The organism is Pedobacter sp. (genome assembly GCF_046462515.1).
Taxonomy (GTDB): domain Bacteria; phylum Bacteroidota; class Bacteroidia; order Sphingobacteriales; family Sphingobacteriaceae; genus Pedobacter.
Map to the genome: position 1 here is coordinate 49,229 of NZ_JBKGVD010000010.1, position 12,877 is coordinate 62,105.

The 12,877-nt window shown below is 36.2% G+C and carries 15 protein-coding genes; 8 read left to right on the forward strand and 7 right to left on the reverse strand.

What is annotated here, in order from left to right; all coding sequences use genetic code 11:
* Nucleotides 1-5 precede the first annotated feature (5 nt).
* Genes ACLHG9_RS15085 through ACLHG9_RS15095 form a run of 3 tightly spaced genes read right to left on the reverse strand, consistent with a single transcriptional unit; the run spans nt 6 to nt 2,389 of the window.
* Nucleotides 6-974 (reverse strand): LiaF transmembrane domain-containing protein, encoded by a 969-nt coding sequence (locus ACLHG9_RS15085; RefSeq protein ID WP_410222334.1) that lies wholly within the window; start codon nt 972-974, stop codon nt 6-8.
* Nucleotides 975-1,013: 39 nt separating this feature from the next.
* On the reverse strand, nt 1,014-1,688 hold the full coding sequence (locus ACLHG9_RS15090; protein WP_410222335.1) for a PspC domain-containing protein: 675 nt from the start codon (nt 1,686-1,688) through the stop codon (nt 1,014-1,016).
* An 11-nt stretch (nt 1,689-1,699) separates the two neighbouring features.
* On the reverse strand, nt 1,700-2,389 hold the full coding sequence (locus ACLHG9_RS15095) for an SDR family oxidoreductase (RefSeq protein ID WP_410222336.1): 690 nt from the start codon (nt 2,387-2,389) through the stop codon (nt 1,700-1,702).
* Between the two features lie 135 nt (nt 2,390-2,524).
* Here ACLHG9_RS15095 and ACLHG9_RS15100 point away from each other — a divergent pair, with 135 nt between their 5' ends.
* The 3 genes from ACLHG9_RS15100 to ACLHG9_RS15110 are packed head-to-tail and all read left to right on the forward strand — an operon-like array spanning nt 2,525 to nt 4,900.
* On the forward strand, nt 2,525-3,259 hold the full coding sequence (locus tag ACLHG9_RS15100; RefSeq protein ID WP_410222337.1) for an MlaE family ABC transporter permease: 735 nt from the start codon (nt 2,525-2,527) through the stop codon (nt 3,257-3,259).
* Nucleotides 3,256-4,008 carry an ABC transporter ATP-binding protein gene (locus ACLHG9_RS15105; protein ID WP_410222338.1) on the forward strand — a complete coding sequence of 251 codons (753 nt, stop codon included), beginning with the start codon at nt 3,256-3,258 and terminating at the stop codon, nt 4,006-4,008. The genes ACLHG9_RS15100 and ACLHG9_RS15105 overlap by 4 nt, the downstream gene beginning before the upstream one ends.
* A gap of 7 nt (nt 4,009-4,015) precedes the next feature.
* Nucleotides 4,016-4,900, forward strand: coding sequence for a class I SAM-dependent methyltransferase (locus tag ACLHG9_RS15110; protein WP_410222339.1), 885 nt, complete (start codon nt 4,016-4,018; stop codon nt 4,898-4,900).
* A 54-nt stretch (nt 4,901-4,954) separates the two neighbouring features.
* On the opposite strand, the gene ACLHG9_RS15115 is transcribed toward ACLHG9_RS15110, so the two are convergent.
* Nucleotides 4,955-5,287 (reverse strand): single-stranded DNA-binding protein, encoded by a 333-nt coding sequence (locus tag ACLHG9_RS15115; RefSeq protein ID WP_410222340.1) that lies wholly within the window; start codon nt 5,285-5,287, stop codon nt 4,955-4,957.
* A 186-nt stretch (nt 5,288-5,473) separates the two neighbouring features.
* On the opposite strand from ACLHG9_RS15115, the gene ACLHG9_RS15120 reads away from it, so the two are divergent.
* Genes ACLHG9_RS15120 through ACLHG9_RS15135 form a run of 4 tightly spaced genes read left to right on the forward strand, consistent with a single transcriptional unit; the run spans nt 5,474 to nt 7,462 of the window.
* A complete protein-coding gene (locus tag ACLHG9_RS15120) occupies nt 5,474-5,830 on the forward strand; it encodes a hypothetical protein (RefSeq protein ID WP_410222341.1) in 357 nt (118 codons plus the stop codon).
* A 51-nt stretch (nt 5,831-5,881) separates the two neighbouring features.
* The gene (locus tag ACLHG9_RS15125) at nt 5,882-6,346 is read left to right on the forward strand and encodes a GyrI-like domain-containing protein (RefSeq protein ID WP_410222342.1); all 465 of its coding nucleotides are present in this window, start codon (nt 5,882-5,884) and stop codon (nt 6,344-6,346) included.
* 23 nt (nt 6,347-6,369) lie between these two features.
* Entirely contained in the window at nt 6,370-7,098 is a 729-nt protein-coding gene (locus tag ACLHG9_RS15130; RefSeq protein WP_410222343.1) for an SDR family NAD(P)-dependent oxidoreductase, read from the forward strand.
* A gap of 4 nt (nt 7,099-7,102) precedes the next feature.
* On the forward strand, nt 7,103-7,462 hold the full coding sequence (locus tag ACLHG9_RS15135; RefSeq protein ID WP_410222344.1) for a DUF4180 domain-containing protein: 360 nt from the start codon (nt 7,103-7,105) through the stop codon (nt 7,460-7,462).
* 63 nt (nt 7,463-7,525) lie between these two features.
* Here ACLHG9_RS15135 and gyrB read toward each other — a convergent pair whose 3' ends face one another.
* A complete protein-coding gene (gene gyrB / locus ACLHG9_RS15140) occupies nt 7,526-9,484 on the reverse strand; it encodes a DNA topoisomerase (ATP-hydrolyzing) subunit B (RefSeq protein ID WP_410222345.1) in 1,959 nt (652 codons plus the stop codon).
* Nucleotides 9,485-9,648: 164 nt separating this feature from the next.
* Here gyrB and ACLHG9_RS15145 point away from each other — a divergent pair, with 164 nt between their 5' ends.
* On the forward strand, nt 9,649-10,248 hold the full coding sequence (locus tag ACLHG9_RS15145) for an OmpH family outer membrane protein (RefSeq protein WP_410222346.1): 600 nt from the start codon (nt 9,649-9,651) through the stop codon (nt 10,246-10,248).
* 61 nt (nt 10,249-10,309) lie between these two features.
* Here ACLHG9_RS15145 and ACLHG9_RS15150 read toward each other — a convergent pair whose 3' ends face one another.
* Together ACLHG9_RS15150 and ACLHG9_RS15155 are read right to left on the reverse strand one after the other, a co-directional pair.
* On the reverse strand, nt 10,310-12,220 hold the full coding sequence (locus ACLHG9_RS15150) for a redoxin domain-containing protein (RefSeq protein WP_410222347.1): 1,911 nt from the start codon (nt 12,218-12,220) through the stop codon (nt 10,310-10,312).
* A 126-nt stretch (nt 12,221-12,346) separates the two neighbouring features.
* Nucleotides 12,347-12,877 (reverse strand): adenine phosphoribosyltransferase, encoded by a 531-nt coding sequence (locus ACLHG9_RS15155; protein WP_410222348.1) that lies wholly within the window; start codon nt 12,875-12,877, stop codon nt 12,347-12,349.

The window sequence follows — 12,877 nt, forward strand, 5'->3', positions numbered from 1 at the left end:
TGCAACTAATACCTGCTTACATTAAAGTTGCTTAATCCGCCATTTAAATTTATAAAAACTTTTTGTTTTGTTTCCCTATAGCCCGGAGTTTCATAAACGCCATCGCTAATTTTAGTAAATCCTTCAAAATCTCTGTTAGACAAACCTGTTTCTGTTTTTATGCGGCATCCTGATGTTTCTGGCACACTAATCTCTACATTAGCCACACCTGTTTTAACATTTATATCGCTAATAGGCATTAATCTTCCTACTTTCAGAACAACATCTGCAGCACCTCCATCAAAATTCAATGTGCGCACTTTATAATCACTTAAATCAAAGTCTAATTTACCTGCGCCCATTGATAAGTTCAAATACCATACAGGAACAGTGCTTAGGTTCAGTTCAACGTTATTATTTCTTCCCGAACCAAAAGACCATGATTTATTTCTGCTGCCTTTATCCTGCATTTTAAAAGTCAATACATTGGTAGTATCTGTTACGTTCTTATTCAAGAAAAACCTGCCCGACCTGCGCATTACTTTTGCATAGAACAAGCTATCTGAATTACCTTTCAGCTCAAAAAATGTACCTCCGCCAGAAAGATTTAAAATCGTTTTTTTAGCTGTATCTGCTGCAGCAAGAGGTTCAAAAAAAGTTAAAGCCTCACCTTCACTTCTCTCATTGTCGATATCAAGATTAAAATCATTGTCGCCGTTCCTGTTACCTCCCCAGAAATACCTGTTTCTTGGGTTTTCTTGCCCTTTAAAGAAAAGGAATGATAAGGTGATAACCACCACAACCAACGATAATATACTACCTACCTGCGAGTTATTACGGTTAAACAACATATTTAAACCGCCAACAATTAAAAATATTGGCCAGAAATGCCATACGTTACGCCAGTAAAAATGTATAATATTTAGATTATCTAATAGTAATATACCTCCTATAAAAAGTAATATTACTCCCCAAACTACGCGTTCAAATTTCATGTGTATGCTATTTAAAGTTAAACCTTATTAATAATTTCGTTATTGAGCGCTATCAGACTGTTCGTCTTTTTTCTGCTCTTCAATTATTTGTGCATCTTCTACAGTAGAATCATTAGCCTTGTTAGCCTGTTCTTTCCCTTGCTGAGCAGTTTCTGTCTGACGTTTAAAATTCTCCCAATCGGCTTTCCCCTTACTTCTAAAAATAAGACTGACACCCAAAGCCACTATAGCAAGCGGCCATAACTTGTAAATTTTAAATATGCTAAACCAATAAGGAACCATGCCCAGTTCTCTCAATAAAAAATATACTCCAAGTACCAATAATACTAAACCTACCACCGTTCTGCTGGTATCATTGCTTTTTTTGAACTGGTTTAAATTTGGCTGTTGTTCAAAATTAGGTGTATTCCATTTGGTCTGCTCTTCGGCCTGGTATGGGTTGCTGAATGCTTCTGATGAATTGAACATCGAGTTAGGCTGTTTATCCTTAAAATAATCGTTAAACTGCTTATATTTTAATGCAGGATCATTATTTACCGGAAGTACAATCCATAAAACAATATAGGCTATAATGCCTAAACCGGCGGCAAATATGGTAGTTAAAATAAACAGTAATCTTATAATGGCGATATCCACCCCCATATAATCTGCTAAGCCCGAGGCCACACCTGCAACATATTTATTATGTTCGTTTCTATATAATCTCTTTTCCATTTTTTCGAAACTTAAAAATTCAACGGAGTTACCATAATCTCATCAACATTTACACCTTTACTTAAATTTAACACGCAGGTAATTAATTGTGCAATATCCTGTGGCTGTACAAATTTTTCCGGACTTATGGTTGTTCCCTCCCACGATGCTGTTAATGTTGAGCCCGGTAAAATGGCTGTAACTTTGATGTTGTGCTGAGCTAACTCATCTCTTAACACATTATTAAGACTGAGCAAAGCTGCTTTTGTTACACTATAACTTCCGGCTCCTTTAACCGGCTCCTTACTGGCTACAGAACAGATGTTAAAAATATGCCCCTTTTGCCTTTTAAGCATCATTTTACCTAATCGTTTTGCCAGGTAATAGGCCGCGTTTACATTAATCTGCTGCTGTATTTCAAAGTTTTCATCCTTCTCATCCATAAGGTTCTGAGGCAGAAAAATCCCTGCATTATTTACCAGCACATCGATCTGATTAAAAGCGTTCTCTATCTTTTTGGTAAAATTGATTACATCTGCTTTTTGGGTGCAATCGGCCTGAACAGCCAATACATTTATAGGATAGGTTTCCAGTTCTCGTTTAAATAAATCGAGTTCATTTTGGTTACGTGAGCATATAGCCAGATTGTAGCCCTGTTTAGCCAGCGCTTCAGCAACCGCTTTACCTATACCCTTGGTTGCTCCAGTAATAACTGCATTCATTTTTTATTGCTTATACTAATAAAATACAAACAATTATAAACTAAATCGTAATATTTTTTAAATAAAAACAACCTGCCAGAACATTTTTGTTGTTACTTTGTATATTAATAGTTTAAACTAAGCAAATTCCCCTAAATGAATTTTACCAATTTTGGACGTTACATTTTATTGCTAAAGGCAGCCTTTAGAAAGCCTGAAAAATGGAGTATTTATTTGAGAGCTATTTTTCAACAGATGAATTTTATAGGTTTGGGCTCATTAGGTTTAATCAGTATTATCTCTACATTTATCGGGGCCGTAATGACATTACAGATTGCTTTCCAGCTGGTAAGTGATTTTATTCCCAAATCCATTATTGGTTCAGTTAACCGCGATTCAACAATTCTTGAATTAAGCCCTACCATAAGCGCTATTGTGCTGGCAGGTAAGATTGGTTCTGCAATTTCTTCTGAAATTGGAACAATGCGGGTTACCGAACAGATTGATGCTTTAGAGATCATGGGTATTAATGCCCCGGGATATCTTATTTTACCTAAAATACTTGCCGGAATAACCATGGTTCCGGTTCTCGTTATTTTTTCAATGGTATTAAGCATTACCGGCGGTTATATTGGCGGTACTTTATCAGGTGCTGTAACCGCAGCCGAATATATACAGGGTATTACTACTGATTTTAATCCTTATACCATTACCGTAGCATTGGTTAAAGCTTTTGTATTTGGTTTTATCATTACATCTGTACCTGCTTATGAAGGATTTTACGTTAAAGGCGGAGCGCTTGAAGTGGCTCAGGCCAGCACAAGAGCAGTTGTAATTAGTTGTATAAGTATTTTAGCCTGCGATTACATTGTAACCCAATTATTATTATGATCGAGATCAAAGATATCCATAAATCATTTGGCGATAATGAGGTTTTAAAAGGTATTTCAGGCAAATTTGAACCTGGTGTAACCAACCTGATTATTGGGGGCTCAGGTTCTGGAAAAACCACACTTTTAAAATGTATGATCGGGCTACATCATCCTGAACAGGGAAGTGTAATGTACGACGGACGCGAATTTACTCAACTCAATACCGAAGAACGAATAGAAATCAGGAAAGAAATAGGAATGCTTTTTCAGGGTTCTGCTCTTTTTGATTCAATGACTGTTGAAGAAAATATCATGTTTCCCTTAAACATGTTTACAGACCAGACCAGGAATGAGAAATTGGACCGTGTAAACTTTTGTTTGGAAAGGGTAAATCTTGAAGGCAGAAATAAATTATTTCCTGCCGAACTATCAGGTGGGATGAAAAAACGTGTAGGTATTGCACGTGCCATTGCCATGAACCCTAAGTATTTGTTCTGCGATGAGCCCAACTCAGGTCTTGATCCTAAGACCTCTATCGTAATTGACGAACTGATCAAAGAAATTACCGAAGAATACAATACCACAACCATTGTGGTAACGCACGATATGAACTCGGTAATGGGTATTGGAGATCATATCCTGTTCTTACATGAAGGCAAAAAGTTCTGGGAAGGTTCAAACAAAGAAATTGCCAAAACAGATGTGCCCGAACTGAATGATTTTGTGTTTGCCAGCCGTTTTATGAAAGCTGCAAAAGATAAATTATAATTTTAAAATGATACAACTACTTACGCCAACGCATTGGAAAGATTACGAGCTGATAGATTGCGGAGATTTTGAAAAACTGGAACGCTTTGGCAACTTAATATTATCAAGACCCGAACCACAAGCTGTATGGAAAAAGGTTCTAACCGAACAGGAATGGAAAAAAAGAGCACATATACATTTTAAGGGTCGCTCTGCAACTACAGGAGATTGGATAAAATTTTCTAAAAATGCACCTGATCGCTGGAACATCAATTATAAAAATGATGACATTAGCATTAATCTTCGTTTAGGGTTAACTTCTTTCAAACATGTGGGCGTTTTTCCTGAGCAGGCGGTTAACTGGGATTACATTTCTTCTTGCGTTAAAAAATTTAAATGTGAGCAGCCTAAAGTTTTAAATCTGTTTGCTTACACAGGAGCTGCTTCTTTGGTTGCCCGTGCAGCAGGATCCGATACCACCCACGTAGATTCTATAAAGCAGGTGGTAACCTGGGCTAACGAGAACCGGGAATTATCAGGGCTGAATGACATCAGATGGGTAGTTGAAGATGCTTTAAAATTTGTAAAAAGAGAATTAAAACGGGGAAAGAAATATAACGGTATTATTCTTGATCCTCCCGCATTTGGTCATGGTCCTAATGGCGAAAAATGGAAATTGGAAGATCATATACAAGAAATGATGCAGGATGTAGTTCAGCTATTAGATCCTGAAGAACATTTTTTAATTCTGAATACTTATTCTCTCGGATTTTCATCAGTGATTGTAGAAAACTTAATTAGAACTTCTTTCCCACAGGTACGAAATCTGGAAACCGGAGAATTATTTTTACAGGCAACTTCGGGTGTAAAATTACCTTTAGGAGTTTTTGGCAAGTTCAATACTTTTAAATAAGATATAATCAAGTAAAAAGGTTGCTATCTATTAGTAGCAACCTTTTTCATTTTATTAGTTATTGATTGCCTGCATCGTTTGTACTACGATTTCCGTAACCTGTCTTTTCAAACCTTTTTTGGTCTCATAGTTTAAAGACTGTAAACGTCCTTCAATGGTTAAACGAGTTCCTTTCTTAATGGTATCTAAGGCTCTATCTGCATGTTCGTTCCAGAAAACCAGTTGAAACCAGTGTGTTCTTTTTACAGGCTCTCCTTTGATGTTTTTATAGTACTCGTTCACGGCCAGACTAACACGGGCTAACTTTTGTTTTTCAGTAAAATTTTTGATCTGAACTTCTGTTCCTGCATTACCTGTAAGAGTTACTTTGTTGATTACATTTTTCATAAAAATACATTTTAAATTAGTGATTAACGACCAGTAGCTTTTTGCTTACCGACGATACAAAGTTGTTTTCATGTTCAAACTTTATCCGGAGTTTATACATTTATATCCGTATATAACCGATTATAAACGGATAACCCCTGTTAATATTCTGAGGATAAATGCTATCTTTAAGAAGTATTTTAATTTATGGAGCAACGACTTTGTTTAGATTGTAATACCGAAATTAAAGGACGCTCTGATAAAAAGTTTTGCGACGATCAATGCCGTAGCAATTACAACAATAAAATTAGGGCGTCTGACAATGATTTTGTCAAAAAAATCAATCAGATATTAATTAAAAACAGAAAGATATTAAAAGATGAAAATCCTGAAGGTAAAGCCAAAATCAATAAAGATAAGTTGCTGAAAAAGGGATTTAATTTTAATTATTATACCCATATTTACAAAACACAAACTGGAAATCTTTATACTTTCTGTTATGAGTTTGGCTTCTTACACCTCAATGAAGACCAGCTTCTTATTGTAAAAAAGGAAGAAATTTAAAAGGTTGAACAGTACGTATGTTACCTCTTATCATTTATAACCCAATCTTCAATGAAAACCATAACACTACAAGGCTTTAAACTTATTGGCATTAAACTTCCTTATAAAACCACTAACCTGAATGGACAATCTGGTATAGATTGTGGCAATTTCTGGCAAAAATTTGAAACCGGAAATTATATTGAACGTATACCAGGCAAACTAAGCAATGAAATCTATGCGGTTTATTTTGATTACGAAGGGGATCATCTTATGCCTTATGCTTACTTTATAGGCTGCAGAGTTGAACCTGATACAATCACACCTGCAGAGCTGGAAGTATTAAGCATACCTGAAGCTATTTATACAAAAATAGCAGCAAAAGGTAAAATGCCCGATTGTGTGGCCAACACCTGGCAAGAAATCTGGCAAAGTGATACCGACAGAGCTTATCTGTATGATTTTGAAGTATATGGAGAAAAGAGCACCGATTGGCAAAATGCAGAAGTAGATGTCTTTTTATCTGTTAACGGTTAACGCACTTCATCCTATTTACAACCATGAAAAAAGTATTAATCATAACAGGGGGCAGCAAAGGCATTGGAGCAGGAATTGTAAATGCATACCTGACTGATGGTTTTCAAATATATTCTATTGCACGTACATTTAATAAAGATGTATCAGTTGCAATAAAGCAATATACTGTTGATTTAACCTTAACTGAAAATATAGAAAAGTTATTTGAAGATATTTTCAAAGAAATCGATCCAAAAGAAACAGGGCAGATAACACTCATTAACAATGCTGGCACATTAGGAGAAATAGCTCCCCTTACCAGATTAAAACCCTTAGATATCCAGCAAACAGTTGCACTTAATCTCACTTCTGTACTAGTAAGCTGTGCTGTATTTATTAAAAGCTGTCAATCATGGGCATGCAAGAAAAGTATCATCAATATTTCATCAGGAGCTGCTCAAAAACCTTATTTTGGCTGGTCTGTGTACTGTGCCACCAAATCTGCCATTGATATGCTTAGCAAAAACATTGCAATTGAACAGGAAGAAGAAAAACACCCTGTAAGAGCATTAAGTATAGCTCCGGGCGTAGTTGATACCGGTATGCAGGCACAAATCAGAAGCAGCAGCAAAGACAACTTCAAAACTATAGATAGGTTTATACAGCTTAAAGAAAATAATCAATTATTAGAACCAAGTTATGTTGGCCATTCTATTTTGCAAATGGATAAAGATGACCAGCTTACCTCAGGCAGTATATTAAGAGTACAATAACAATATGCAAATCATCTCCCATAATGTAGCTAAGGGCTCTATTGCAGAAGTTATAGCCAAACAATTGATTGTTAAAAATATTGATGATGGAACAGATTTGTTAGGTAACCTATACTATCAGGGCTATGATAAAGTTATCCTTCACGAAGAAAACATACACCCTCAATTCTTTGACCTAAAAACTAAAATGGCGGGAGAAATTTTGCAGAAATTTGTAAATTATAAAATAAGGTTGATCATTGTTGGAAATTTTGCAAAATACAACAGCAAAAGTCTCAATGACTTTATTTACGAAAGCAATAAAGGAAAAGCTGTTAATTTCTTATCGCATACAGATCAGGCTATTGAAAAATTTAAATGTTAATATTAAAAAAGGCGTTTGAAAATATTTCTCAAACGCCTTTTTATATTTTATTCTGCTTTTTATCTATGCATCAATTTTTGCATACTTGGCATTACGCTCAATAAATTCTCTGCGTGGTGCTACTTCATCGCCCATTAGCATAGAGAAAGTATAATCGCATTCTGCTGCATTTTCAATCGTAGCCTTCATTAAAGTACGGGTAGCTGGATTAAGTGTAGTTTCCCAAAGCTGCTCAGCGTTCATCTCTCCCAAACCTTTGTAACGCTGTACGTGTACACTGTCCTCTTTACCTGCACCTTTTAAACGTTGTATAGCGGCGTCACGCTGTACATCGTTCCAGCAATATTCAAAATCTTTACCTTTTCTAACTTGATATAGCGGTGGTGCTGCAATGTAAACATAACCAGCCTCTATCAAAGCTTTCATGTAACGGAAAAAGAAAGTTAAAATCAGTGTAGTAATGTGCGAACCATCAATATCAGCATCGGTCATAATAATGATTTTATGGTAACGAAGCTTGGTTAGATTCAAAGCTTTGTCATCATCTTCAGTTCCTATACTCACCCCTAATGCGGTAAACATATTCTTGATCTCATCGTTTTCGTAGATTTTATGCTCCATAGCTTTTTCTACGTTCAGGATTTTACCTTTTAAAGGTAAAATAGCCTGATAATTACGATCGCGGCCCTGTTTAGCAGTTCCACCCGCAGAGTCACCCTCTACCAGGAACAATTCACATTTTTCAGGATCACTATCAGAACAGTCTGCCAGTTTACCAGGTAAACCTGAACCTCCCATTACACTCTTACGCTGCACCATTTCACGTGCTTTACGTGCCGCTGCTCTTGCGGTAGCTGCCAAAATAACCTTATTAACAATCATTTTAGCTTCCTTAGGGTTTTCTTCTAAATATATTCCTAAAGCTTCACCTACTGCAACATCAACCGCTCCCATCACCTCAGAGTTACCTAATTTGGTCTTGGTCTGTCCTTCAAACTGAGGTTCGGCCACTTTAACCGAAACTACAGCTGTTAAACCCTCTCTAAAGTCATCCCCTGTAATCTCGAACTTAACGTTTTTAAGCAAACCCGATTTCTCAGCGTAAGCTTTTAAGGTACGGGTTAATCCACGTCTGAAACCCGCGATGTGCGTTCCTCCCTCATGGGTGTTAATATTGTTCACATATGAATGCACGTTTTCAGAGTAGCTATCATTGTACTGCATAGCTAACTCAACCGGAATACCACTTTTTATACCTTCTACGTAAATAGGCTCAGGAATTAAAGATGGGCGGGTGCCGTCTAAGAATTGTACAAATTCTTTTAACCCGCCTTCTGATTTAAAAGTTTCCGAGAGGAATGAACCATCCTCATTTACTTCACGCTCATCGGTTAAAGTTAAACTTATGCCTTTATTTAAAAAGGATAACTCACGTAAACGTGACGCCAATGTATCATAACGATATTCAACAGTCTGTGTAAAAATCTCAGCATCAGGCTGGAATGTCTGTATAGTTCCTGTTTTATCTGATACACCAATTTCTTTTACGTCAAAAAGCGGTTTACCTCTTTCATATTCCTGTGTAAAGATTTTACCCTCACGGTGAACAACCGTTTTCATGTGTATAGATAAGGCATTAACGCAACTTACCCCAACGCCGTGTAAACCTCCTGATACTTTGTAGGTATCTTTATCAAATTTACCACCGGCATGCAATACAGTCATTACAATTTCTAAGGCCGATTTACCTTCTTTCTTATTGATGCCTGTAGGAATACCACGACCATTATCTTCTACAGTGATGGAATTTCCTTTATGTATAGTAACAAAAATATCGGTACAATATCCTGCTAAAGCTTCATCTATGGAGTTATCTACAACCTCATAAACCAAATGGTGTAAACCTTTAACTCCGGTATCTCCAATGTACATCGATGGACGCTTACGTACAGCTTCCAAGCCTTCCAGTACCTGAATATTATCTGCAGAATAATTTGAGTTTTGAACTGTTTCTTCGCTCATAAATTTAATTAATACTTAAAGATTCAAAAATAGCGATTTTTACTGTAAAAACGGCAGGTGTGGATAACTATTTACCTATAAAAATTGTAATAAATTCATGAAAAAAAACTTGCTTTCAGGATTTCCGTTTTGATTTTTATATTTGTTAAAATTTAATTAGGAGAATGAAAATAAACGCATTAAAATTAGGTGGGATTGCAACAGCTGTAGCATTGGCTTCTGTAATTACCGCTTGTAGCAACAACGCCCCTAAAACTGAAAGTGGTGCTGCAAAAACAACCTCAACCGATGTTCAAAAAGAAAGTATTGTATATGTTAATTCAGATACGCTTTTAGCTAAATATGAATATTCGAAAGATATACAGAAAAAAATGGAAACCAAAGGTAAAGCGGCCGATAATGATTTAGCTGCAAAAGGCCAGGCTTTCCAACGTGAGGTACAACAATATCAATCGCAGGCCAACTCTTTACCTGCTGATCAAAGAGCTGCTACCGAACAAAGACTGGCACGCAAGCAACAGGAGCTACAGGCTTATCAGCAGAATGCCGGTGCTGCTTTGCAAAATGAGCACGCAAAAGAGCAGGAAGCTTTATACAATAAAGTAACTGAATTCTTAAAAAGCTACGCCAAAGATAAAGGTTATAAAATGGTGTTAACCTATGCTAAAGGTAACAGTGCTATTTTATATGCTGAACCGGGTTTAGATGTAACCGCAGAAGTTTTAAAAGGCTTAAACGATGCTTACACAAAAGATAAGAAATAAGTACTTATAAGTTCAATAAAAAGGCGCCTTTTCGGGCGCCTTTTTTATGATACATTTCCTTTTATTTTGTCTCTTTCGCCAAATCAATCATTATATCAAGCTCTCTAACTGTAGCATCAGCCGATCCACCAAAACCTACTTTTTTAAACCTGATATTTCCTTTTGGATCAATAATATACTTTTGAGGAATACCATCTCCATTTAAATTGTAACTATCAATCACATCAAACTTGCTTGGATCCTGCTTATTCTTTGTATCCAGCAGTACGTTAAAGGTGTATTTTGAATTCGCAGCCATAAAATCTTTTACCACCTTTTCTCTGTTTTCTTCAGTTTGCCATGTATTTACAAACAGAAATTCAACCTTAGGGTCGTTTTTATATTTCTCAACAGCCATTTGCATACCTGGGAAAGAAGCGATACACGGACCACACCAAGTAGCCCAGTAATCTACAATTACCACCTTACCTTTTAGCTTTTCAAGGCTTACGGTTTCTCCTTTCAGATTAACCAAAGTAAATTTGGGAGCCGGCCTGTTGATCATTTCTTTTACGAATTTTTCACGCTCTTTCTCCAAAGCCTCACGCTCCAGTTTGGCATAGTAAACATCAAAACCCTCATTACCCTGATAAGCTTTCTTCAATGCCCCTTTAATTTCAGCACCTCCTTTTCCTTCCTTAATAAACCTTTCTCCATATTCTCTGGCATCTTTAAATCGGTTATTGTCTGCCAAAAAAACAACAAAACGGCTGTTCATATCGGCACTGCTAAAATTATTCATTTTAACAGCTTGCTCCTGGTATTTTAAGGCTTCTGCTTTATTACCGGAATGATTTAGCAATAACGCATAAGTATCTGCATATGAAGCCCAGTTACTTTCTATGTTCTTCAGATAATCTTCTTTTGAGCTATAAAAAGCAGGAACGGGATCTTGCTTAGCGGCGTCTAACAAATCCAGTGATTTTTTTGAAATCTGTGTAGCAAAAACAACGTTTTCGTTCTTTTCTGCGCAGGCCCATGCAAAACTGTTACAAATACTGGCTAAACTTGTTTTATTCTTTATTTTATTGGCATAGTCTTCAAATTTCTGGTTATTCTTTTCTTGACCAAAAGCACTTGCAAGCTCCATATATAACCCCTCTAACTTTTTGTAATCGGCTTCATTATTGGCATTCAGTTTAAAGTTTTTAACCAGTTCATTGAGTTTTTCTTCTTTTTTTATAGCTGATGGTTCACGATATATAGCATTTGCGGCTTGCCCAAACATATAGTTACCATTCGGATATTTGGTTTTAATAATATTATATACCGAATCTGCTGAGGGCTTTAATCTCAATACGTTATATATTAATGCTATTTTAACGAGGTCACTTTCATCCTTATTCTGTTTTTGGTTGAGCTCTTTGATATAGGCATAACCTATTGACGAACCCTTAGTTTTATCACCTCCATAAACTAGTTGAAAATAGTTAGTATAATAGGTTTCTTTAAGTTTGGTATCTTCTGCAAAAGCACTTTCATAAGCCTTTATTGCTTTTTCCTTATCGGTCTCTGCTCCTGAAAGCGATTTACCCAGTCCACTGTAGAACTGCGCCTGCCAGTAATAAGACATTGCCGTTGGCTTACCATTTTGATAAAACAAAGTATAATAACCTGCCGGATTTTCATCTTTGGTACCGTCTGCCGAAAACACCAATACCGCAATGGCAGTGCTATCTGCCGGAACAAAACTTCCCTTATAGATATTACCTTCCTTTTCCAGTTTTATATCAACCTTTTTATAACGGGTGTTGATAAATGTTTGGGCAATACAACTTACATTGGCCAAACCTTCCAGCTTGGTTCCTTTAGAATTGTACTCAAAATTTAATGTTTTTCCAGCCTCAGGTTTATCGGGCAGAAACTTTACGTTTTGTGCAAAGGCTGTTATACCTGAAATGAGTGCACAAATTATTAATATAATTTTTTTCATAATAAGGTTTTTAGGTTAACTAAATATATAGTTTTATTTTGGATAAAACAATATATCATCCAATCTATTTAAGTATCAATCAACATGATATGTACTTAAAAAAACACAAATTATGAATTACGGTAATTATAGGTAAGACACCAACGAAAATACGTTAGGGTTAAAAGTTTGCAACCGCTGTTTTCCGTTCAAAAAATCAAGGTTAATGATAAAAGAATACCCAGCTACATTTGCTCCCAATTTCTCAATCAATTGCGAAGCTGCAACCACTGTACCTCCTGTAGCCAATAGGTCATCATGTATCAATACTTTCTGGCCGTTTATAAAAGCATCTTCATGCACTTCTAAAGTAGCTGTTCCATATTCTAAAGCATAAGACTGCTGAATTGTACGGTAAGGTAATTTACCTGCCTTTCTGATGGGTACAAAGGGTACATTTAAAGCCTGAGCCAAAGACATTCCAAATAAAAAACCCCGGCTTTCAATACCTGCTATTACATCTATATCCAAGGAAGCAACCTGATCTGCCAAAGCCTGTGTAATCTCTTTGCATAAAACAGGGTCTTTTAAAATGGGGGTTATATCTTTAAAAATTATTCCCGGTTTAGGAAAATCAGCAACATCGCGAATGGTGTCTTTAACTTTTTTCTCCAGCAT

Coding starts and splice junctions, on each gene's coding strand:
- ACLHG9_RS15150 (WP_410222347.1), bottom strand. CDS start 12,220: ATGAAAAAAATTATATTAATAATTTGTGCACTCATTTCAGGTATAACA.
- ACLHG9_RS15085 (WP_410222334.1), bottom strand. CDS start 974: ATGAAATTTGAACGCGTAGTTTGGGGAGTAATATTACTTTTTATAGGA.
- ACLHG9_RS15145 (WP_410222346.1), top strand. CDS start 9,649: ATGAAAATAAACGCATTAAAATTAGGTGGGATTGCAACAGCTGTAGCA.
- ACLHG9_RS15105 (WP_410222338.1), top strand. CDS start 3,256: ATGATCGAGATCAAAGATATCCATAAATCATTTGGCGATAATGAGGTT.
- ACLHG9_RS15130 (WP_410222343.1), top strand. CDS start 6,370: ATGAAAAAAGTATTAATCATAACAGGGGGCAGCAAAGGCATTGGAGCA.
- ACLHG9_RS15135 (WP_410222344.1), top strand. CDS start 7,103: ATGCAAATCATCTCCCATAATGTAGCTAAGGGCTCTATTGCAGAAGTT.
- ACLHG9_RS15125 (WP_410222342.1), top strand. CDS start 5,882: ATGAAAACCATAACACTACAAGGCTTTAAACTTATTGGCATTAAACTT.
- ACLHG9_RS15115 (WP_410222340.1), bottom strand. CDS start 5,287: ATGAAAAATGTAATCAACAAAGTAACTCTTACAGGTAATGCAGGAACA.
- gyrB (WP_410222345.1), bottom strand. CDS start 9,484: ATGAGCGAAGAAACAGTTCAAAACTCAAATTATTCTGCAGATAATATT.
- ACLHG9_RS15095 (WP_410222336.1), bottom strand. CDS start 2,389: ATGAATGCAGTTATTACTGGAGCAACCAAGGGTATAGGTAAAGCGGTT.
- ACLHG9_RS15155 (WP_410222348.1), bottom strand. CDS start 12,877: ATGCTGGAGAAAAAAGTTAAAGACACCATTCGCGATGTTGCTGATTTT.
- ACLHG9_RS15090 (WP_410222335.1), bottom strand. CDS start 1,688: ATGGAAAAGAGATTATATAGAAACGAACATAATAAATATGTTGCAGGT.
- ACLHG9_RS15110 (WP_410222339.1), top strand. CDS start 4,016: ATGATACAACTACTTACGCCAACGCATTGGAAAGATTACGAGCTGATA.
- ACLHG9_RS15100 (WP_410222337.1), top strand. CDS start 2,525: ATGAATTTTACCAATTTTGGACGTTACATTTTATTGCTAAAGGCAGCC.
- ACLHG9_RS15120 (WP_410222341.1), top strand. CDS start 5,474: ATGGAGCAACGACTTTGTTTAGATTGTAATACCGAAATTAAAGGACGC.